The organism is Ruegeria sp. BHSC043 (assembly GCF_059612985.1).
Window position 1 is genome coordinate 108,902 of record NZ_JBXWRS010000001.1, and the last position, 18,465, is coordinate 127,366.

At 64.8% G+C, this 18,465-nt stretch carries 21 protein-coding genes; 17 read left to right on the forward strand and 4 right to left on the reverse strand.

Annotation, left to right across the window (positions count from 1 at the left end; all coding sequences use genetic code 11):
• Positions 1-62 precede the first annotated feature (62 nt).
• From AC2FMM_RS00560 to AC2FMM_RS00575, 4 genes are read left to right on the forward strand one after another with little or no spacing between them, the layout of a single operon-like run.
• The gene (locus tag AC2FMM_RS00560; protein ID WP_496795499.1) at positions 63-1,253 is read left to right on the forward strand and encodes an acyl-CoA dehydrogenase family protein; all 1,191 of its coding nucleotides are present in this window, start codon (positions 63-65) and stop codon (positions 1,251-1,253) included.
• Between the two features lies 1 nt (position 1,254).
• On the forward strand, positions 1,255-2,382 hold the full coding sequence (locus AC2FMM_RS00565) for an acyl-CoA dehydrogenase family protein (protein ID WP_496795500.1): 1,128 nt from the start codon (positions 1,255-1,257) through the stop codon (positions 2,380-2,382).
• Positions 2,282-2,782, forward strand: coding sequence for a PaaI family thioesterase (locus AC2FMM_RS00570; RefSeq protein ID WP_496795501.1), 501 nt, complete (start codon positions 2,282-2,284; stop codon positions 2,780-2,782). The genes AC2FMM_RS00565 and AC2FMM_RS00570 overlap by 101 nt, the downstream gene beginning before the upstream one ends.
• 39 nt (positions 2,783-2,821) lie before the next feature.
• Positions 2,822-4,312 carry a class I adenylate-forming enzyme family protein gene (locus AC2FMM_RS00575; protein WP_496742383.1) on the forward strand — a complete coding sequence of 497 codons (1,491 nt, stop codon included), beginning with the start codon at positions 2,822-2,824 and terminating at the stop codon, positions 4,310-4,312.
• A 108-nt stretch (positions 4,313-4,420) separates the two neighbouring features.
• Here the strand turns inward: AC2FMM_RS00575 and rpe are convergent, their stop codons facing one another.
• Positions 4,421-5,110, reverse strand: a complete 690-nt coding sequence (gene rpe / locus AC2FMM_RS00580; RefSeq protein WP_496727662.1) for a ribulose-phosphate 3-epimerase — start codon at positions 5,108-5,110, stop codon at positions 4,421-4,423.
• Between the two features lie 183 nt (positions 5,111-5,293).
• Between rpe and phnC the strand changes: the two genes are divergently transcribed.
• From phnC to AC2FMM_RS00605, 5 genes are all read left to right on the forward strand, one after another.
• Positions 5,294-6,115: a phosphonate ABC transporter ATP-binding protein gene (gene phnC / locus AC2FMM_RS00585; protein ID WP_496711854.1), complete on the forward strand. Its 822-nt coding sequence runs from the start codon at positions 5,294-5,296 to the stop codon at positions 6,113-6,115.
• Positions 6,116-6,183: 68 nt separating this feature from the next.
• Entirely contained in the window at positions 6,184-7,086 is a 903-nt protein-coding gene (gene phnD, locus AC2FMM_RS00590) for a phosphonate ABC transporter substrate-binding protein (protein WP_496711853.1), read from the forward strand.
• 66 nt (positions 7,087-7,152) lie between these two features.
• Complete coding sequence (gene phnE / locus AC2FMM_RS00595; RefSeq protein ID WP_496686831.1) at positions 7,153-8,034, forward strand: phosphonate ABC transporter, permease protein PhnE; 882 nt, start codon at positions 7,153-7,155, stop codon at positions 8,032-8,034.
• On the forward strand, positions 8,031-9,398 hold the full coding sequence (gene phnE, locus AC2FMM_RS00600; protein WP_496795502.1) for a phosphonate ABC transporter, permease protein PhnE: 1,368 nt from the start codon (positions 8,031-8,033) through the stop codon (positions 9,396-9,398). Before phnE (AC2FMM_RS00595) ends, phnE (AC2FMM_RS00600) begins: the two co-directional genes overlap by 4 nt.
• 24 nt (positions 9,399-9,422) lie before the next feature.
• Positions 9,423-10,040, forward strand: coding sequence for an LbetaH domain-containing protein (locus AC2FMM_RS00605; protein ID WP_496795503.1), 618 nt, complete (start codon positions 9,423-9,425; stop codon positions 10,038-10,040).
• Positions 10,041-10,046: 6 nt separating this feature from the next.
• On the opposite strand, the gene phnF is transcribed toward AC2FMM_RS00605, so the two are convergent.
• On the reverse strand, positions 10,047-10,763 hold the full coding sequence (gene phnF, locus AC2FMM_RS00610; RefSeq protein ID WP_496795504.1) for a phosphonate metabolism transcriptional regulator PhnF: 717 nt from the start codon (positions 10,761-10,763) through the stop codon (positions 10,047-10,049).
• 102 nt (positions 10,764-10,865) lie between these two features.
• Here phnF and phnG point away from each other — a divergent pair, with 102 nt between their 5' ends.
• The 7 genes from phnG to AC2FMM_RS00645 all read left to right on the forward strand — a co-directional run bounded on the left by phnG (position 10,866) and on the right by AC2FMM_RS00645 (position 16,113).
• Complete coding sequence (phnG, locus tag AC2FMM_RS00615) at positions 10,866-11,327, forward strand: phosphonate C-P lyase system protein PhnG (RefSeq protein ID WP_496795505.1); 462 nt, start codon at positions 10,866-10,868, stop codon at positions 11,325-11,327.
• On the forward strand, positions 11,324-11,899 hold the full coding sequence (gene phnH, locus AC2FMM_RS00620; RefSeq protein WP_496686840.1) for a phosphonate C-P lyase system protein PhnH: 576 nt from the start codon (positions 11,324-11,326) through the stop codon (positions 11,897-11,899). Before phnG ends, phnH begins: the two co-directional genes overlap by 4 nt.
• A gap of 3 nt (positions 11,900-11,902) precedes the next feature.
• A complete protein-coding gene (locus tag AC2FMM_RS00625; protein WP_496795506.1) occupies positions 11,903-12,994 on the forward strand; it encodes a carbon-phosphorus lyase complex subunit in 1,092 nt (363 codons plus the stop codon).
• A gap of 238 nt (positions 12,995-13,232) precedes the next feature.
• Positions 13,233-14,093 (forward strand): alpha-D-ribose 1-methylphosphonate 5-phosphate C-P-lyase PhnJ, encoded by an 861-nt coding sequence (locus tag AC2FMM_RS00630; protein WP_496795507.1) that lies wholly within the window; start codon positions 13,233-13,235, stop codon positions 14,091-14,093.
• Complete coding sequence (phnK, locus tag AC2FMM_RS00635) at positions 14,090-14,860, forward strand: phosphonate C-P lyase system protein PhnK (RefSeq protein WP_490360369.1); 771 nt, start codon at positions 14,090-14,092, stop codon at positions 14,858-14,860. The genes AC2FMM_RS00630 and phnK overlap by 4 nt, the downstream gene beginning before the upstream one ends.
• Before the next feature lie 24 nt (positions 14,861-14,884).
• A complete protein-coding gene (gene phnL, locus AC2FMM_RS00640) occupies positions 14,885-15,568 on the forward strand; it encodes a phosphonate C-P lyase system protein PhnL (RefSeq protein ID WP_496742377.1) in 684 nt (227 codons plus the stop codon).
• On the forward strand, positions 15,565-16,113 hold the full coding sequence (locus tag AC2FMM_RS00645) for a ribose 1,5-bisphosphate phosphokinase PhnN (RefSeq protein WP_496795508.1): 549 nt from the start codon (positions 15,565-15,567) through the stop codon (positions 16,111-16,113). The genes phnL and AC2FMM_RS00645 overlap by 4 nt, the downstream gene beginning before the upstream one ends.
• Here the strand turns inward: AC2FMM_RS00645 and AC2FMM_RS00650 are convergent.
• A complete protein-coding gene (locus AC2FMM_RS00650; RefSeq protein ID WP_496686848.1) occupies positions 16,095-16,778 on the reverse strand; it encodes a DUF1045 domain-containing protein in 684 nt (227 codons plus the stop codon). The genes AC2FMM_RS00645 and AC2FMM_RS00650 overlap by 19 nt on opposite strands.
• Before the next feature lie 52 nt (positions 16,779-16,830).
• Here AC2FMM_RS00650 and AC2FMM_RS00655 point away from each other — a divergent pair, with 52 nt between their 5' ends.
• On the forward strand, positions 16,831-17,973 hold the full coding sequence (locus AC2FMM_RS00655) for an alpha-D-ribose 1-methylphosphonate 5-triphosphate diphosphatase (protein ID WP_496795509.1): 1,143 nt from the start codon (positions 16,831-16,833) through the stop codon (positions 17,971-17,973).
• Here AC2FMM_RS00655 and AC2FMM_RS00660 read toward each other — a convergent pair whose 3' ends face one another.
• Positions 17,974-18,450, reverse strand: coding sequence for a class I SAM-dependent methyltransferase (locus AC2FMM_RS00660; RefSeq protein WP_496678974.1), 477 nt, complete (start codon positions 18,448-18,450; stop codon positions 17,974-17,976). It lies immediately after the preceding gene.
• Positions 18,451-18,465: the final 15 nt, after the last annotated feature.

Below are 18,465 nucleotides of genomic sequence, written 5' to 3' on the forward strand. Positions count from 1 at the left end.
CGCAGCCCGGCCCATAGGGCCGAGCAGGCAAGGTTCCGATCGCGTCGAGGAGGAGGGCGGCTGTGGACTTGAATTATACGGACGAGGAGAAGGCCTTTCGCGACGAGGTACGCGGTTTTCTGGCCGAGAAACTGCCCAAGGAGATCTCGGACAAGATCCGGGCTGGCCGGAACATCGGCAAGGAAGGGTATGAGTGGTGGCATGCCACGCTGAACGAGCGCGGCTGGTTGAATTTCAACTGGCCGAAGGAGTTTGGCGGCGCCGAGTGGAACGCGGTTCAGCGCCATATCTTCGAGGAGGAATGCGCCGCCGCCTATGCGCCGCGCATCGTGCCGTTTGGCCTGTCGATGCTGGGCCCGGTGCTGCAGAAATTCGGCTCGAAGGCGCAGCAGGATTATTTTCTGCCGCGCATCCTGAATGGTGAACACTGGTGGTGCCAAGGCTATTCCGAGCCGGGCGCCGGGTCGGACCTGGCCTCGCTGAAGACCCGGGCGGTGCGCGATGGCGACCACTATGTCGTCACTGGCCAGAAGACCTGGACCACGCTAGCGCAATACGCCAACTGGATCTTCTGCCTGGTGCGCACCGACCCCGATGCCAAGGCGCAGGAGGGGATCTCGTTCCTGCTGATCGACATGAATACGCCGGGGATCGAAGTGCGCCCCATCGTCCTGCTGGACGGAACGCCCGAGGTGAACGAGGTGTTCTTTGACGATGTGCGCGTCCCGGTCGAAAATCTGGTGGGCGAGGAGAACAAGGGCTGGACCTATGCCAAGTATCTGCTGACGCATGAACGCACCAACATCGCCGGGGTTGGCTTCAGCCAGGCGGGGCTGGACATGGTCAAGCGGATTGCCCGGATCGAAACCGCGAATGGCCGCCCCCTGATCGAGAACCCGCATTTCGCCGCCCGGCTGGCACGGGTCGAGATCGACCTGATGGCCATGGCCACCACCAACATGCGCATCATCAGCCAGGCTTCGGCCGGACAGGCACCGGGGGTGGAAAGCTCGATGCTGAAGGTCAAGGGTACGATCATCCGGCAAGAGATCAACGACCTGGCCCGCCGCGCGGTGGGGCCTTATGCGATGCCTTTCGCCTCCGAGGCGGTGGCAGGCGACAACGACCCGATCGGGCCGGACTATGCCGCGCCGGTCGCCGCCCAGTATTTCAACAACCGGAAACTGTCGATCTTCGGCGGGTCGAACGAGATCCAGCGCGGTATCATCGCCAAGGTCAAGATGGGGGGCTGAGATGGATTTCAACCTGACCGAAGAACGGCAGATGCTGCAGGACACTCTGCGGCGCTATTTGGCCGACCGCTACACGACTCCGGTGCGTAACGACATTCTGGACAGCGCGGCGGGATTCAGCGCCGACATCTGGCGCGAACTGGCCGATCTGGGCGTTCTGGGCGCGCTGTTCGACGAAGCGGATGGCGGGTTCGGCGGGGCGGGCTTTGACATCGCCACCGTGTTCGAGGAACTGGGCCGGGCCGGGGTGGTCGAGCCGGTTCTGGACAGCTGCATTCTGGGCGGCCGGCTGATCGCGCAGGCGGGCACCCCCGATCAGCGAGTGTTGCTGGATCAGGTGATCTCGGGCGCGCTGCATCTGGCGCTGGCGCATGGTGAGCCTGCCAGCCGGTATGACCTGAGCCGGGTCGAGACCACCGTGCGGACCGACGGCACGGATCTGATCCTGAACGGGCGCAAGGCCGTGGTCGTGAATGCCGAGGCCGCCGGGCAGCTGATCGTATCCGCGCGCGAAACGGGCGGGCCGTTCGATCTGGACGGCATATCTCTGTTCCTGGTGCCAGCTGATACGCCGGGGCTGGGTCTGCGCGGGTATCCGATGCTGGCCGGAGGCCGAGCGGCCGAGGTCACTCTGGACGATGTGCGCCTGCCGGAAAGCGCGCGTCTGGGCGCCGCGGGGCAGGGGTTCGATCCGCTGATGGACATTGTGGCCGCAGCCAATTGCGCGCTGGTCGCCGAGGTTCTGGGCGCTATGGAAAGTGCGGTGGAACTGACACGGCAATATCTGATGACGCGCAAGCAGTTCGGCCGCCCGATCGGGACCTTTCAGGCCCTGCAGCACCGGTTCGCGGATATGCTGATCGAGCTGGAGCAGGCGCGCTCGGCGGTGATCAACGCGGCCGGTCACCTTGAAGCACCTGACCGCGACCGGCAGATCGCCGCGGCCCGCAACCTTGTGTCGCGGGTGGGCCGGCTGGTGGCCGAGGAAACGATCCAGATGCATGGCGGCATCGCCATGACGCAGGAATATGAGCTGGCGCATATTGCCAAGCGGATCGTCATGTCGGATCACAGGTTCGGCGACGCGGATTATCATTTGGAGCGGTTCATTGCACTCGGCGCGGCCTGAAGACGACCCAAGGGTCCGGCGATCGGGCTGTCAGAACGCGATCGGGTTCGAGGTGGATCTGTCCGACCCCGACGGCCGTGCCCGGTGTCATTTGACCATCCGGGCGGATCACTTGAATAGCCAGGGCATCCTGCATGGCGGCATCATCGCCATGCTTCTGGACGTGGCTTGCGGCAACACCGCCTCGGCCTGGTTCGACCGGGACGAACATCCGCTGGTTCTGACCCTGTCGCTGAACACAAGCTATGTGGCGGCGGTGCGTCAGGGGCGCGTGACGGCCACGGGGCGCGCAACGGGTGGCGGGCGCACGCTGGCCTATGTGACCGGAGAGTTGCACAGCGACGACGGAACCCTGATCGCAACGGCGGCGGGAGTGTTCAAGCGCACCATGAAACGCTGAGCGCAAAACCGGTTCCGGCGCAGGGGAGGGCGAAGGGACATGAACAAGTGGCACGATTATCCGGATGCCCAGATCCGGACCCGTCCGCGGGCCCGCGCCTTTGCCGACGAGTTCGGCGCCGATTGGAGCTTTGCTGACCTCGACCGCGCGATTTCCGAGCTGTCAGACATCCTGCTGGCCTCGGGGGTGCGCCCGTGCGATCGGGTCATGCTGGTGCTCGAGAATTGCTGTGCGGCGGTGGCCGCGTTGTTTGCCTGTTCCCGAATCGGCGCCTGCGTGGTGCCGGTGAACGCCCGTCAGACCGCGGCTGAGTTGGCATGCATTGTGGATCACGTCACTCCGTCAGTGATCCTGTTCACATCGGCGGCGTCTTCGGAGGCGCGACGCCATGCGCACAGGGCCGGGGCCCAGCCTGTTTCCGGGGCCTTCGGGCAGTTGCACCTGGCCGCGCCGTACCCGAGCGCGCCCGACCCCGATCTGGCGGATGTCGCGGCGATGCTGTTCACCACCGGCACGACCGGAACGCCCAAGGGCGTGATGCTGACCCATGAAAACCTGCGGTTCGGCGGGCTGACATCGGCAAATTTTCGAGGACTGACGCAGGATGACGTGGTCTATGGGGTACTGCCGATTTCGCACATCTTCGGGCTGGCCTCGATCGTCACCGGATCGGCGCTGGCCGGGGCCTTCGTCCAACTGGATGCCCGGTTCGCGGCGGACCGCGCCTTTGCCGCGTTGAACGCGGGCGTCACGGTGTTTTCGGGTGTGCCGCAGATGCATGCCCTGCTGATGCAATATGCCCAGGAACAGGGGTTGGAGCGGTTGCCGTCGGACGCCCTGCGCTATACCTCGTCCGGGGCCGCCCCGCTGGACCCGGCGTGGAAACGCAAGGCCGAGGCCTTCTATGGCGTCGCGCTGCAGAATGGCTATGGCATGACCGAAAGCACGGCGGGGATCTGCGCCTCGCACAACCGGATCGGGGATCCAGATATCTCGGTCGGCCCGCCTTTGCCGGGGGTCGAACTGCGCATTGACGAAACCATACCAGGCGGCGGAGATGGCGTGGGCGAGATCCTGACGCGCGGCCCCCATGTGATGAAGGGGTACTATCGCAACGGCGAGGAAACGGGCCGGGTGCTTGCCCAGGGGTGGCTGCGCACGGGCGACCTCGGCCGTCTTGACGCGCAGGGAAATCTACACGTCGTCGGCCGCGCCAAGGAACTGATCATTCACGGCGGCTTCAACGTCTATCCGCCTGAGGTCGAGGCCGCGCTGAACGACCACCCGCTGGTGATCCAGTCTGCGGTGATCGGGCATCGGGTGGGCGGCGACGAACAGGTACTGGCCTTTGTTCAAGTGCCTGAAATCGGCGCTGTGTCCGAGGCAGAGTTGGCGGAGTTCGTGGCCGCACGTCTTGCGGGCTACAAACGGCCCAGCCGGATCGTGCTGGCCACGTCTCTGCCCGCCGCGCCCACGGGCAAGATCCTCAAGCACAAGCTGCTGACGCATTTCGCGGATCAACTGGCCTAGGGGCAGGGCCGGCAAAACGCTTTCGCGCCCGCGCGACATCTGCTGCGCCGGGCCAAACAGGAGGAGGCGTTTTGTCAAAAAAACGTCGACGACTGGCGGGAGCGGCCGTCAGACCGCGTGGTCTTCGGCTGCGGCGCGAATGGCGCGGATGTTCTGGCCATAAACGTCCGGGTTCGCAACCGACCCGCCCTTGAAGACCGCTGAACCGGCAACAAGAACGTCGGCACCGGCCGCTGCGACCAGCGGGGCGGTCGAGGGGTCGACTCCCCCGTCGATTTCGATATGCACCGGGCGGTCGCCGATCATCTCGCGCAGGCGGCGCACCTTCGCGGTCATGTCGATGAATTTCTGCCCGCCAAAGCCGGGGTTCACCGTCATCACGCAGACCAGATCGGCCAGATCCAGCAGATGCTCGACTGCTTCGGCCGGAGTGCCCGGGTTAAGCGCCACGCCTGCCTTCATCCCGGCCGCTCGGATCGCTTGCAGTGTGCGGTGCGTATGTGGGCCGGCCTCGACATGGGCCGTCAGATAATCCGCGCCGGCATCGGCATAGGCCTGGATGTAGGGGTCGACCGGCGTGATCATCAGATGCACGTCCATCACCGTCTTGACATGCGGCCGGAACGCTTTGACCGCCGGCGGGCCGAAGGTGAGATTTGGCACGAAATGCCCGTCCATCACGTCAACATGGACCCAGTCAGCGCCTTGGGCCTCGATGGCTTGGATCTCCTGTCCGAAATTGGCGAAATCGGCGGATAGGATCGACGGTGCGATCTTGATCTTGCGGTCAAAGCTCATGGCGGCCTCATGTGACAGATCTGACGTTTCAGGTGTTGGGCCCGCGTATAGACGGGACGAGTGGCATTGCCCAGCCCCACCGTACCGCATCAATGTCGCGCCTTTGCAAAAGTTTTACCAGACCGACACACAGACGTTGAACAGGGTCAGTAGCTGACCGCCATCAACAACTGGGGGTGGCCCGTGCTGCGCATCGAAAACCTGACCAAGCGCTTCGGCGACATTACCGCCGTCGACACCGCAACGCTGGACGTCGATAAACCGTGCATGATCGGGATCATCGGGCGGTCGGGTGCCGGCAAGTCCACCCTGCTCCGCATGATCAACCGCCTGACCGATGCCAGCGCCGGACAGATCCTGTTTCACGGGCGCGACGTGACCACCCTGAAGGGGCGCGACAAACGCGCCTGGCAGGCGGATTGCGCGATGATCTTCCAGCAATTCAACCTTGTGCCCCGCATGGACGTGGTTTCGAACGTGTTGCATGGAACGCTGAACCGGCACTCGACGCTGGCGACCCTGTTCAACCTGTTCCCGACCGCGGACATCCATCGCGCCATCGACATTCTGGACCGTCTGGGCATCGCCGAACATGCCCCCAAAAGAGCCGAGGCGCTGTCGGGCGGGCAGCAGCAACGCGTCGCCATCGCGCGGGCGCTGATGCAGGACCCCAAGATCATCCTGGCCGATGAGCCCATCGCCTCGCTGGACCCGATGAATGCGCAGGTCGTGATGCAGGCCCTGCGCCGCATCCACGAAGAGGATGGCCGCACCGTGATCGCCAATCTGCACACGCTGGACACCGCGCGCCGCTATTGCGACCGCGTGGTCGGCATGCGCGACGGACGCATCGTGTTCGACGGCCTGCCCGAGCAGCTGACCACCGGCGTCGCCCGCGAGATCTACGGAGCTGATGCCAGCTTCTCCGAGACCGCGACCTCGACCGAGATCGAAACGCTGGATGCCACCCGGAAGGCTCTGATGGAAGCCGAGGCCACGATCTGAGCCCCAACTACCTCATTCATCGCCCGGCCCGATGAACGGGGTGGGCCAATCAACACGGAGAAACACAGATGAAGAAACTTGTTGCCGCCTTGGTCGCGACCACTGCCTTGAGCGCGCCTGCCATGGCCGAGGAGATCGGGGAATTCCGTATCGGCATCCTGGGCGGAGAAAACGCACAGGACCGGCTGAACAACAACGAATGTCTGCGTGAGTACACCGAGGACGCGCTGGGCGTCGAAACCAAGCTTTTCGCCCCGGCGGACTACAACGGCGTGATCCAGGGACTGCTGGGCGGCACGATCGATATGGCCTGGCTGGGGGCCTCGGCCTATGCCAAGACCTATCTGAGCGACCCCGAGGCGGTCGAGCCGGTTTTGGTCAAGGTCAACACCGACGGCGGGTTCGGGTATCATTCCATCGGTTTCGCCCGCAAGGACAGCGGCATCGCGTCGCTGGCCGACATGAAGGACAAGGTCTTCGGCTTCGGCGATCCCAACTCGACCTCGGGCTACCTGATCCCGTCGATCGAGATCCCTCAGGCCATCGGCGCCACGATGGAGGCGGGTGACTATTTCGGCCAAGTCAAGTTCACCGGTGGGCACGAACAGACCATCGTGGCCGTCAGCAATGGCGACGTGGATGCCGGCGTGACCTGGGCCGACGGTCTGGGTGAATGGGAAGACGGATACAACTCGGGTGCCCTGCGCAAGGCGGTCGATGCCGGTCTGGTGGACATGAACGATCTGGTCGAGATTTGGCGGTCCAAGCCCATCCCCGAAGGCCCGGTCGTGCTGCGCAAGGCGCTGCCGGCCGAGATCAAGGCGAAGATGACGGCGCTGATGGCCGGATTGGCCGAAAAGGACCGTGACTGTTTCTATGGCGTGGCGGCGGGAGAAGCCAAAGGGTTCGAACCGATCACCCATGCGGCCTATGAAAGCATCATCGAGGCCCGCAAGCTGAAGTCGAACTGACGCCAAGCCTTGCCGCCCCGGGGTCCGGCCTGAGGCCGGGCCTCGCCGTCCATCCGGGAGAATTCCATGACAGATCTGACCGCCAGCGCCCGAAGCGTAGACGATGTCCGCGACGACTATGTCGCGATGACCCGCCGAAAGCGGGTCTATGGCGGAATTCTTCTGATCCTGTTCGTGGCCTTGATGGCTGCGGGGTTCCGCACCGCCGACAGGCGCAATGCCGGCAGTTTCACCGACGGCCTGCACCGCGTTCTGGACTATCCGGCCGAGGTGCTGTCCGAGGCGTGGGACAAGATTGCGGACATGCCCGCGAACCTTGTCGCGTATTTTCCGGCCCTGGTCGAAACGTTGAACATCGCGGCAGCGGCCACACTGGTCGGCACGCTGGCAGGAGCATTTCTGGCGCTGGTCTCGACACGGGGGCTGGCGCCCTGGCCTCGGCTGATCCCGCTGTTTCGCCGCCTCGCCGATATCTGCAGGGCCGTCCCCGAGATCGTGATCGCGCTGGTTCTGATCTTCGTGCTGGGTGGCGGTCCGGTTCCGGCCATGATCGCCATCGCCATCCATACCGCCGGTGCGCTCGGCAAGTTGTTTTCTGAGGTCAACGAAAACGCGTCGTTGAAGCCGGTCGAGGGGCTGCAGTCGGTCGGTGCCACCTGGACGCAGCGGATGGTTCTGGGCGTGATCCCACAAGTCGGCCCGAACTATGTCAGCTATGCCCTGCTGCGGTTCGAGATCAACATCCGCGCCTCGGCCATCCTGGGTTTCGTAGGCGCGGGTGGCCTTGGCTACGAGCTGCGCAATGCGATGTCGTGGGGGCAGGGGCGGTATGACGACGCAGCGGCAATCTTTCTGCTGCTATTCGTTACGATCGTGATCGTCGACCAGGTTTCGGGATCGGTGCGAACCCGCCTGACCGAGGGCACGCAGAAAGGAACCGCCGCATGACGACTTTTGCCACCGATCTGCCCCGCGAGGCGCTGAAGGCCCGGGCCGACCGCCTGTTCGCGCGCAAACGCCTGACCAGTCTCGCGCTGCCCGGTCTGGTTCTGGTCTACCTGATCTATGTGTTCTTTGCCTTCGACATGCCCGGTCTTGCCGGACGGGCGAACTGGGAAAACGGCCGGACTCTGATTTCGGACAGCTTCAGCTACAAGACCCATGTGACCCGCGACAACCGCACTGGCGACGTCTCGGTCGCAATCGAGGGCGAGCGCAAGGGCGCCTATCCCGAGGGTCAGGCGCCCGACTGGGTGACCCTCGGCGAAACCACGGTGATCGAACTTGAGGGCGGCCATGTCGTTCGTTTCGGGCCGGATACCGTCGAATATGACATCCCCGGCTATGGAACGGTGCGCGCCACGCCCAGCCGATCGGCGGGAGTGCAGGCCCAGCTGCCTTCGGACGCGGTGCCCGAGTGGATCAGCCTGTCGCGAAACCGGCTGGCGATCACCACCGAAGCCGGGCGCCTGACCGTGACGCGCAACCGGGCCGAGGTGTTCCGATACTTCACTGGCTGGGAGCTGTTCTGGTTCACGCTGGACAGCCCCTATCATGGCAAGTCCTTTGCCCAGTTGGTCGGGCTGGCCGCCAGCGGTCAGGCAGGGGCCATATTCAACGATTTCTGGACCAACAAGATGTGGCGCCATCAGGACGTGGCCTGGGCGATTTTCGAAACCATCCTGATGGCCTTTCTGGGAACATTTGGCGCAGCGCTGATCGCCCTGCCGCTGGCCTTCATGGCGACGCGGAACTTCAACCCGTTGCGGTCTGTCCGGTTCATCGTGCGTCGCGTCTTCGATTTTCTGCGCGGGGTGGATGGCCTGATCTGGACGGTGGTGCTGGCGCGCGCCTTCGGGCCCGGGCCGCTGACTGGGGCGCTGGCCATCCTCGTCACTGATACCGGCACCTTCGGCAAGATTTTTTCCGAGGCGCTAGAAAACGTCGACCAAAAGCAGATCGAAGGCGTACAGTCCACCGGGGCCAATGCGCCGCAGAAATATCGTTTCGGGGTAATCCCGCAGATCACGCCGGTTCTGCTCAGCCAAGTCCTGTACTTCCTGGAATCCAACACCCGCAGCGCGACCGTGATCGGGGCGATCACCGGCGGTGGGATCGGTCTGTTGCTGACACAGGCGATCATCACCCAGAAAGACTGGGAGGAGGTGGCCTATTACATCGTGCTGGTCATCCTGATGGTCATGCTGATGGACTGGTTCTCGGGCTGGCTGCGCAGGCGGCTGATCCAGGGCGGGCCACCCAAGGCGCGAAAACCGTGCGACCCGCAAGTCAAGCCCCTGATGTTGCCCTGAACCGCATACGAGGACTTGCAGACCATGGCGCGCTTGCGACCGGACCAGCCCGTCATCCACCCGGATTGCCAGATAACCGGCAGCAGCTTTGGCGCCTTTGTCGAAATCGGTGCCGGAACGCGGGTGACGAATTCGGTTATCGGGGACTACTCCTATTGCGACCGGACCTGCGACATCGCCAATGCCCGGATTGGAAAATTCGCCAATATCGCCAGTTTCACCCGGATCGGGGCCACCGACCATCCGATCGAGAAAGCGTCTCTGCATCACTTCCACTATCGCTCGGCCGACTATTGGGACGATGCCGAGGATGATGCGGACTGGTTCGCCCTGCGCGCGGGGCGGCTGGCGCATATCGGGCACGACACCTGGATCGGCCACGCTGCCATCATCAAGCCCGAGGTGACGATCGGGCACGGGGCAGTCGTCGCCTCTGGGGCGATCGTGACCAAGGACGTGCCGCCTTATACCATCGTCGGCGGTGTCACTGCCCAACCCATCCGACGCCGGTTCCCGGAGCGGGTGGCCGAGCGGATGATGGCTCTGGCCTGGTGGGACTGGGACAATGCCCGCCTGCGCGCGGCGCTGCCGGATTTCCGCGCGTTGCCCGCCGAGGCGTTCCTGGAAAAATACGAAGATTGACCGGCATCACCCGTAGTCGTCATCCAGCGTCAGGGTGACCCGCTCACCGGCAAAGACGGTCTTGCCGTATTCAACCGGATGCCCCTGCGGATCGGCATTGATGCCGACCGAATGCAGAACCGGCGCGCCCTCGATCAGTTGCAGGTGCCGGGCCTGAACCGCGTCGGCCGCGCGGGCGGTCAGGCGGGTCGAGATGCGGGTATAATCCGCCACGCCGCAGTACCGCAGCGCCCGCGTGATCGAGCCGTTCTCGGCCAGCGCCTCGGGCAGGTCCGGCAGGCGGGCGGCAGGAAAGACGCTTTGGAACACCGCGATCGGTTGTCCATCGGCCAGCGACAACCCGTCATAGACATGCACCGGGTCGCCGGGGGTCAGGTTCAGCGCCTCGGCCTCGGTCTTGTCGGCGGCGCGGGTGATCAGCGACAGTACCCGCTTGCCCGGAATCTTGCCGCTGGCCGAGATGTTCTGGTGGTACCGGACCCGTTTGCCGATCGGGTAATCGGTCGCTGCTGCCGAAACGAACACGCCGGCCCCGCGGCGTGGATGCACCAGGCCTTGCTTGGCCAGTTCGGCCAGGGCCCGGCGCACCGTGTGGCGATTCACGCCGTGGGTTGCGGCCAGCTGCGCCTCGGTCGGCAGGCGGTCGCCGGTGGCAAAGCGGCCCTCGGCGATGTCGGCGGTCAGCGCCAGCGCGATGGTCTTCCAGATCGGTGTTTGGCTCATGTCATCAAAACTTCACAGCATATTCGTTGCGAGTCACCCATTGCCTCACTATGATTTGTCTAGTTGTATAGTAGTTGTAGACAACTTGGCCAAGAGGCTTTGATGGCGGAACAGACAAAAATTGCGACAGGTGATCGACGGGCCTGGCTGGGCCTTCTGGCACGTGCGCCGGCCGAGTCGCTGGCGGCCTTGTGGTCCGGCTATAGCGCGCGTCCCGAGTTCCAGTGGCTGCGCACGCCCGAGATTGGCGGCGTCATGGTGCGGGGGCGGGCAGGCGGCACGGGCGCGCCCTTCAATCTGGGCGAGATGACGGTCACGCGCTGCGCTCTGGTCTTGGCCGATGGAACCGAGGGCCACGGATATGTGCAGGGGCGCGACAAGACCCATGCCGAAACCGCCGCTCTGATCGACGCGCTGATGCAGACCGGGGACGCGGACGAGGTGCGTGCGAAAATTCTGGAGCCGCTGACCCGCCAGGTCCAGGCGGCCAGATCGGCCCGGGCCGCGAAGGCCGCGGCCACCAAGGTCGAGTTTTTCACGATGGTTCGGGGAGAGGATCAATGACCCCACAGACCCGTTTTTCAGGCGGTTTCACCGACGCGCCGGTTCAGGCGGCCCACGCCTTTCGTGCGGTCATGACCGTGATGGCCCGGCCGGGCGAGTTGCGGCAGCTGGTCGGCGCGACCCCGCCCGACGGCCTGTCGGTCGCCGCGGGAACGCTTCTGCTGACGCTATGCGACCCGGATACAGGCGTTTATCTGGCGGGCGGGGCCGATAGTTCGGCCATTCGCCAATGGCTGACCTTCCATACCGGTGCGCCCCTCGTGCCCGCCGAGCAGGCGGATTTCGCCGTAGGCTGCTGGCCGGACCTGGTGCCGTTGGACCAATACCGGATCGGCACACCGGAATATCCGGACCGATCCGCCACCCTGATCGTGGAGTGCGACGCGCTGGACCTTTCCGGTGCAGTCCTGCGAGGTCCGGGCATCCGCGACGCCGCACGCCTTTCCGTGCCCGACGTTGCGGCGCTGCAGGCCAATTCGGACCTGTATCCGTTGGGGTGCGATTTCTTCTTCACCTGCGGGGATACGGTCGCGGCCTTGCCGCGCAGCACCCGCATCCAGCCCGAGGGTTAGGCCATGTACGTAGCCGTCAAAGGGGGCGAAAAAGCGATCGAAAACGCCCATGCCTGGCTGGCCGAGGAACGCCGGGGCGATCCCAGCGTGGCTGAATTGTCCTTGGCGCAGATCCGCGAACAGCTCAGCCTTGCAGTGAACCGCGTGATGGCCGAGGGCTCTCTGTACGATCCCGATCTGGCCGCGCTGGCGATCAAGCAGGCGCGCGGTGATCTGATCGAGGCGATCTTCCTGATCCGCGCCTACCGTTCCACCCTGCCGCGGTTCGGTTATTCGACCCCGGTCGATACCGGCGGCATGGCCTGCGATCGCCGGATCTCGGCCACGTTCAAGGACGCACCGGGCGGGCAGGTTCTGGGCCCGACCTTCGACTACACGCACCGTCTGCTGGATTTCAAACTGGCCGCCGATGGCCCGGTGCCTGCAGCCCCCACCGCCGCGCCGCGCCATGAGCCGACCCCGCGCATCACCGAATTCCTCAAGGACGAAGGCCTAATTCAAGATGAACCCGCCAGCGATGAACCGCCGGGCGACCTTACGCGCGAACCGATGGAGTTCCCGGCCGACCGCCCCCTGCGCCTGCAATCGCTGACGCGTGGGGACGAAGGGTTCGTGCTGGGCATGGCCTATTCGACCCAGCGCGGCTATGCCCGCAACCACGCTTTCGTGGGCGAGTTGCGCATCGGCACCGCCGCGGTCGAGATGGAAATCCCCGAACTGGGTTTCGCGATCGAGATCGGCGAGATCGCCCTGACCGAATGCGAAACGGTGAACCAGTTCAAGGGATCAAAAACCGAGCCGCCGCAGTTTACGCGCGGCTATGGGCTGGTCTTTGGCCAGTCCGAACGCAAAGCCATCGCCATGGCGCTGGTGGACCGCGCCTTGCGCTGGGAGGAATTGGGCGAAGACGATCTGGGTGCCCCGGCGCAGGATCAGGAATTCGTCCTAAGCCATGCCGACAACATTCAGGCGACCGGCTTTCTGGAGCATATCAAGCTGCCGCATTACGTCGATTTCCAGTCCGAACTGGAACTGGTGCGCAAATTGCGCCGCGAGGCCCAAGAACGCGTGGCATCACCGGTGGCGGCAGAATGACTTCCGTGACCTGCCTTCATCCTGTCCGCTTGATGGGTTGTCTTGTCGGCAGCAAACGGCCGAGTGGCGGTTTCCGAGCCGATCGCGGCCCATTCGCCATGTTGGTCGCGTCGCATGGCCCGGCGCCGTCGCCGGGAGTGTATCCTGCGCCAGAGAAAGTACACCATGACGACCGCGAAGGCCGAGGCAACCAGATAACCGTCCACAACAACACCAAAAACCGAAAGTGATACATCAAATGAATGAGTATAACTTCGCATATTTGGACGAACAAACCAAGCGGATGATCCGTCGGGCCATTCTCAAGGCTTTGGCGGTGCCCGGCTATCAGGTGCCTTTTGCAAGCCGCGAGATGCCCATGCCCTATGGCTGGGGCACGGGCGGGGTTCAGGTCTCGGCCGCGACGCTGACCCCCGACGATACGTTCAAGGTCATCGATCAGGGTGCCGATGACACGACCAATGCCGTGTCGATCCGAAAGTTCTTTGAAAAGACGGCGGGCGTGGTCACGACCGAAGAGACCGGGAAGGCGACCATCATCCAGACCCGCCACCGTATCCCCGAGGCCCGGCTGCGCGCCGATCAGATCCTGGTCTATCAGGTCCCGATCCCCGAACCACTGCGGTTTCTGGAACCGCGCGAAACCGAGACACGCAAGATGCACAGCCTGCAGGAATACGGGTTGATGCATGTGAAACTCTACGAAGACATCAGCCAGCACGGCGCGATTTCCACGGCCTATGCCTATCCGGTCCGGGTGGCTGAGCGCTATGTGATGGACCCGTCTCCGATCCCGAAATTCGACAATCCGAAACTGGAAATGGACGCGATCCAGCTGTTCGGGGCCGGGCGCGAGCAGCGGATCTATGCGGTGCCGCCGCATACGCGGGTGGTCAGCCTCGATTTCGAGGACTACCCGTTCGAGGCCACCAAGGCCGATCATGCCTGCGATCTGTGTGGGGCCGAAGACAGCTATCTGGACGAGGTGATCACGGACGATGCAGGCAACCGGATGTTCGTGTGCTCGGACACCGATTACTGCCGGTCCCGCCGCGACGCCGGACACCAAGGGCGTTTGACGCAGGAGGGCGCGGCATGACCCCGCTGTTGCAGGTCAAAGGCATCGAGAAACGCTATGGCGCGCGGATCGGGTGCCGGGATGTCAGTTTCGACCTCTACCCCGGCGAGGTGATGGGGATCGTCGGCGAAAGCGGGTCGGGCAAGTCGACCCTGCTGAACTGTCTGGCCGGGCATCTGAAACCGGATGCCGGGCAGGTAATCTTCGACACCCGCACCGATGGGCCGGTGGACACGGTCACGATGTCGGAACCGGCCCGCCGGATGCTGGGGCGCACCGACTGGGCCTTTGTGCATCAGCATGCCCGCGACGGGCTGCGCATGTCGGTCAGCGCCGGTGGCAATATCGGCGAGCGGCTGATGGCCGTGGGGAGCCGGCATTATGGTCAGATCCGCGGGCAGGCGCTGGATTGGCTGGGCCGGGTCGAGATTGCAGAATCTCGTGTGGACGACCGACCCAGCGCGTTTTCGGGCGGCATGCAGCAACGGTTGCAGATCGCGCGCAACCTGGTGACCGGTCCGCGGCTGGTCTTCATGGATGAACCGACCGGCGGGCTGGATGTCTCGGTGCAGGCGCGGCTGCTGGACCTGCTGCGCGGTCTGGTGCGCGAGATGGGGCTGAGCGCCATCATCGTCACCCATGATCTCGCCGTGGTCCGGCTGCTGGCGGACCGGTTGATGGTAATGAAGGATGGCGAGGTGGTCGAGGCGGGGCTGACCGATCAGGTGCTGGACGACCCGCAGCATGCCTATACGCAACTGCTTGTGTCCAGCGTTCTGCAGGTCTGACACCGTGCGAAAGGGTGAACCGCGATGATCGAACTGACAGATGTGAGCAAGAGTTTCGTCCTCCACAATCAGGGCGACGCCGTGATCCCGGTGATGGCTGGCGCGTCGCTGCGGGTCGAGGCCGGAGAATGCGTGGCCCTGACCGGGGCCAGCGGGGCCGGGAAGTCCACGCTGATGCGGGTGATCTACGGCAATTACCTGGCGGCCTCGGGTCAGGTGCGGGTGGGTGGCCTGGACGTCGCACGGGCCCAACCGCGCGAGATCCTGCAGCTGCGCCGCGAAACTCTGGGCTATGTCAGTCAGTTTCTGCGCGTGGTGCCGCGGGTGCCGACGCTGGACGTCGTGGCCGAGCCGTTGCTGGCGCTGGGCGTGGATCGGCAGGCCGCACGCGGGAGGGCCAGCGCACTGCTGCGCCGGCTCAACATCCCGGAACGCCTTTGGGGGCTGAGTCCGACGACCTTTTCGGGCGGCGAGCAACAGCGCGTGAACATCGCCCGTGGTTTCGTGCATGACTATCCGGCGCTGTTGCTGGACGAGCCGACCGCCAGCCTAGATGCCGAGAACCGCGAAACCGTGTTGTCGCTGATCGGCGAGGCCAAGGCGCGTGGCGCCGCCATCGTCGGCATATTCCACGACGCCGAGGCGCGCGATCGGGTCTGTGACAGGGCGGTGGATGTTTCGGGCTTCGCGCCGGAGCGGATGATATGAGTCTGGCGCCGGTCATTGCCGTGGTGGGGCCGTCTGGCGTGGGCAAGGACAGCGTGATCCAGGCGCTTCTGGACCGGGAACCGGGATATTGCCGCGTTCGGCGGGTGATCACCCGACCCATGGGCGAACAAGGCGAGGATTTCGAACGCGTGACCGAGGCGCAGTTCCATCTGCTGGCGTCCAATGGTGCCTTTGCGCTGCACTGGCCCGCGCATGGGTTGCTCTACGGAATCCCGGCCTCGATCCTGGACCAGCGGCGCGCGGCCCGTGGCATTCTGGTCAACCTGTCCCGTTCGGTCCTGCTGCCGGCGCAGGAAGTGTTCGGAGATCTGGTTGTCGTCTCGTTGACTGCCTCCCCCGAGGTTCTGGCGCGACGGCTCAGAGATCGCGGGCGGGAAAGCACGTCCGCGCAGGCCAATCGGTTGGGGCGGGCCAGGACCCCGCTGCCGGACGGTTTGCGGCGGGTGATCACCGTGGACAATTCTGGCCCGCTCGCGCGGACCGTCGATCAGATCCTGCGGCAGCTTCAGGGCGAAAGGGCATAGCGATGGATCACGTGAAACCGCCCGTCCTCGGCCTCGCCGACCAGCGCCAGATCCGCAATGTGGAACGGGGCAGGCAACAAGGGGGCAAGGTGATACTCCAGAACCGCCTGGGTTCGGCCGAGGGTGTCTTTGTCCAGCTTGCCCGACAGGGTGATGTGAAATCGAAAGGCGTCCAGCACGTAAGGATAACCCCAGGCCGCCAGGTTGGCCTCTTGCGCGGGCGTCAGGCGGGCCGCGCGCCGGCGGGCCAGATCCGCATCGGTCAAGGGTGCCCGAAACCCGTCCAGCTCGCGGACGCAGGCCGCGGCCAGCGCGTTCAGCGCGTCGGTATCACCCAAGGGGCGCAGGGCCAGGAACCGGCCCAGCCGGGCGATTTCCAACCCGTCCAGTGTCAGCGCGCGCTGTACCGCCGCGAGGCGCGCACAGGCCGCCTCGAGTGCAGGCAGTGTCTGCCCGGCGCGCAGGCGAAAGGGCGGCTTCAACGTCGCGTGCAGGCCGTATTTGCGCGGAACCTCGGTGATGCTGGCAATATCGAGGCCATCGACCGCAGGATGCCCAACCTCGGTTCCGGTCTCGGCGTCCCAGCCCAGCCAAGCCGTTGCGAATGCGGCCCAATCCGCGCTGCGGGGGGGAACGAAATAGATCGCGTAGCGCCTGTATGTCACCTTGGCCTCCTGTTGCGTGGCCTCTTGTTAGAACAAACCGTGTGAAATTCCGATGACAGATGAACTGATCCTTGCCAATGCCGCGCTGGTTCTGCCCGACGAGATCGTACGCGGCTGTGTCCGGGTCGCCGGCGGAACCATCGCCGCGGTCGATCCCGGCCCTCGGGTTCCCAGGGGTGCGATCGATTGCGAGGGAGATTTCGTCGGCCCCGGTCTGGTCGAACTGCACACCGACAATCTCGAGCGTCACATCCAGCCGCGGCCGGGTGTTGACTGGCCCCACGCCGCCGCGATCATCGCGCATGACGCGGAACTGGCCGGTACCGGCATCACCACGGTGTTCGATGCGATGCGGGTCGGGTCGATCCCGTCGGGTGCGCGGCGGTATCTGCCCTACGCGCGCGGGCTCTCGCGCGAACTGTGGGACTTGCGGGCGCAGGACGCGCTGAAGATCAGCCATTTTCTACATCTGCGGGCCGAGCTCTGCTCGGAAACCCTGATCGAGGAGTTGGCCGACTTCGGCCCCGAGGACCGGGTCGGCATCGTTTCGCTGATGGATCACACGCCGGGGCAGCGCCAGTTCCGCGACCTGTCCAAGTTAGAGGCCTATCTGAAGGGCAAATACGCGATGAACGACGACATGTTTCTGCAACATGTTGCCCAATTGAAGGCCTTGCGGGACCGCAACGGAGACCGGCACGAACACGAAGTCGTGCGGGCCGCGCGTCGGTTTGGGGCGGTTCTGGCCAGCCATGACGACACCACGCCCGAGCAGGTGCGGGTGTCGGCGGGTCACGGCATTCGCCTGGCCGAGTTTCCCACCACCGTCGAGGCCGCCCGGGCCTGCCATGACCTCGGCATACAAGTGATGATGGGGGCGCCCAACGTGATCCGAGGCGGATCGCATTCCGGCAACGTGGCGGCGCGCGACCTGGCCCGACACGGATACCTGGACATCCTGTCGTCCGACTATGTGCCTTCGGCCTTGCTGTTGTCTGCCGTACAACTGGGCCGAATGTGGGGGGACATGGCGCGCGGATTGAAGGCCGTGACCTTGGCCCCGGCGCGGGCCGCCGGACTGATGGATCGGGGTGCGATTGAAGCCGGAATGCGCGGCGATCTGATCCGGTTCCGGATGCGGGACGCGGTGCCGGCCCTACGCGCGGTGTGGTTACGCGGGCGCCGCGTGGCTTGATCAGGCGCGATAGAAAAGATAGCGGTCGGGCGCGATGCTGTCGGGGCCGCGTATCTGTTCGAACCCCACCAGCGGCTGACCCGAGATCAGAAAGCCGCCGGGTACCATGACCCGGGCGATCAACGGGCTGAGCCGGGCGGCTTCGGCCACGTCTTCGTGCTTGATGCCGCGTCCGAAATCGTAATGCGCCAGCGCCACGCACGAGCCGCGATCGGCCAGTCTGGCCAGCATCGGCTCGGCCTCGCCCTGCAGGAAATCCTCGGCGGGGGGCGTGCTATCGGGGTGGCATTGCAGCACCCGGTCCATCACCCAGATGCGCCTTTGGGGCAGGATTTCGCGCAGATGATCATAGGTGCGGCCATTGCCCAGACCCATGTCCAGCACGTCGCCGTCCAGGCCCGCGATCTGCGCCGCAGCCCAGTTCAGTCCGTCGCGCTGGGCGGTCAGACGGCGCAGCATGGAATCCAGTCGGCTCATCGGGGTCTCCCTTGG

Excerpts from the sequence above, each read along its gene's own strand:
- AC2FMM_RS00645 (WP_496795508.1), top strand. The coding sequence starts at position 15,565 with ATGAGTCTGGCGCCGGTCATTGCCGTGGTGGGGCCGTCTGGCGTGGGC.
- phnL (WP_496742377.1), top strand. The coding sequence starts at position 14,885 with ATGATCGAACTGACAGATGTGAGCAAGAGTTTCGTCCTCCACAATCAG.
- phnE (WP_496686831.1), top strand. The coding sequence starts at position 7,153 with ATGACAGATCTGACCGCCAGCGCCCGAAGCGTAGACGATGTCCGCGAC.
- AC2FMM_RS00660 (WP_496678974.1), bottom strand. The coding sequence starts at position 18,450 with ATGAGCCGACTGGATTCCATGCTGCGCCGTCTGACCGCCCAGCGCGAC.
- AC2FMM_RS00605 (WP_496795503.1), top strand. The coding sequence starts at position 9,423 with ATGGCGCGCTTGCGACCGGACCAGCCCGTCATCCACCCGGATTGCCAG.
- phnE (WP_496795502.1), top strand. The coding sequence starts at position 8,031 with ATGACGACTTTTGCCACCGATCTGCCCCGCGAGGCGCTGAAGGCCCGG.
- AC2FMM_RS00575 (WP_496742383.1), top strand. The coding sequence starts at position 2,822 with ATGAACAAGTGGCACGATTATCCGGATGCCCAGATCCGGACCCGTCCG.
- phnF (WP_496795504.1), bottom strand. The coding sequence starts at position 10,763 with ATGAGCCAAACACCGATCTGGAAGACCATCGCGCTGGCGCTGACCGCC.
- rpe (WP_496727662.1), bottom strand. The coding sequence starts at position 5,110 with ATGAGCTTTGACCGCAAGATCAAGATCGCACCGTCGATCCTATCCGCC.
- phnK (WP_490360369.1), top strand. The coding sequence starts at position 14,090 with ATGACCCCGCTGTTGCAGGTCAAAGGCATCGAGAAACGCTATGGCGCG.
- phnD (WP_496711853.1), top strand. The coding sequence starts at position 6,184 with ATGAAGAAACTTGTTGCCGCCTTGGTCGCGACCACTGCCTTGAGCGCG.
- phnH (WP_496686840.1), top strand. The coding sequence starts at position 11,324 with ATGACCCCACAGACCCGTTTTTCAGGCGGTTTCACCGACGCGCCGGTT.
- AC2FMM_RS00630 (WP_496795507.1), top strand. The coding sequence starts at position 13,233 with ATGAATGAGTATAACTTCGCATATTTGGACGAACAAACCAAGCGGATG.
- AC2FMM_RS00565 (WP_496795500.1), top strand. The coding sequence starts at position 1,255 with ATGGATTTCAACCTGACCGAAGAACGGCAGATGCTGCAGGACACTCTG.
- AC2FMM_RS00570 (WP_496795501.1), top strand. The coding sequence starts at position 2,282 with ATGAGCTGGCGCATATTGCCAAGCGGATCGTCATGTCGGATCACAGGT.
- AC2FMM_RS00655 (WP_496795509.1), top strand. The coding sequence starts at position 16,831 with ATGACAGATGAACTGATCCTTGCCAATGCCGCGCTGGTTCTGCCCGAC.
- AC2FMM_RS00625 (WP_496795506.1), top strand. The coding sequence starts at position 11,903 with ATGTACGTAGCCGTCAAAGGGGGCGAAAAAGCGATCGAAAACGCCCAT.
- phnG (WP_496795505.1), top strand. The coding sequence starts at position 10,866 with ATGGCGGAACAGACAAAAATTGCGACAGGTGATCGACGGGCCTGGCTG.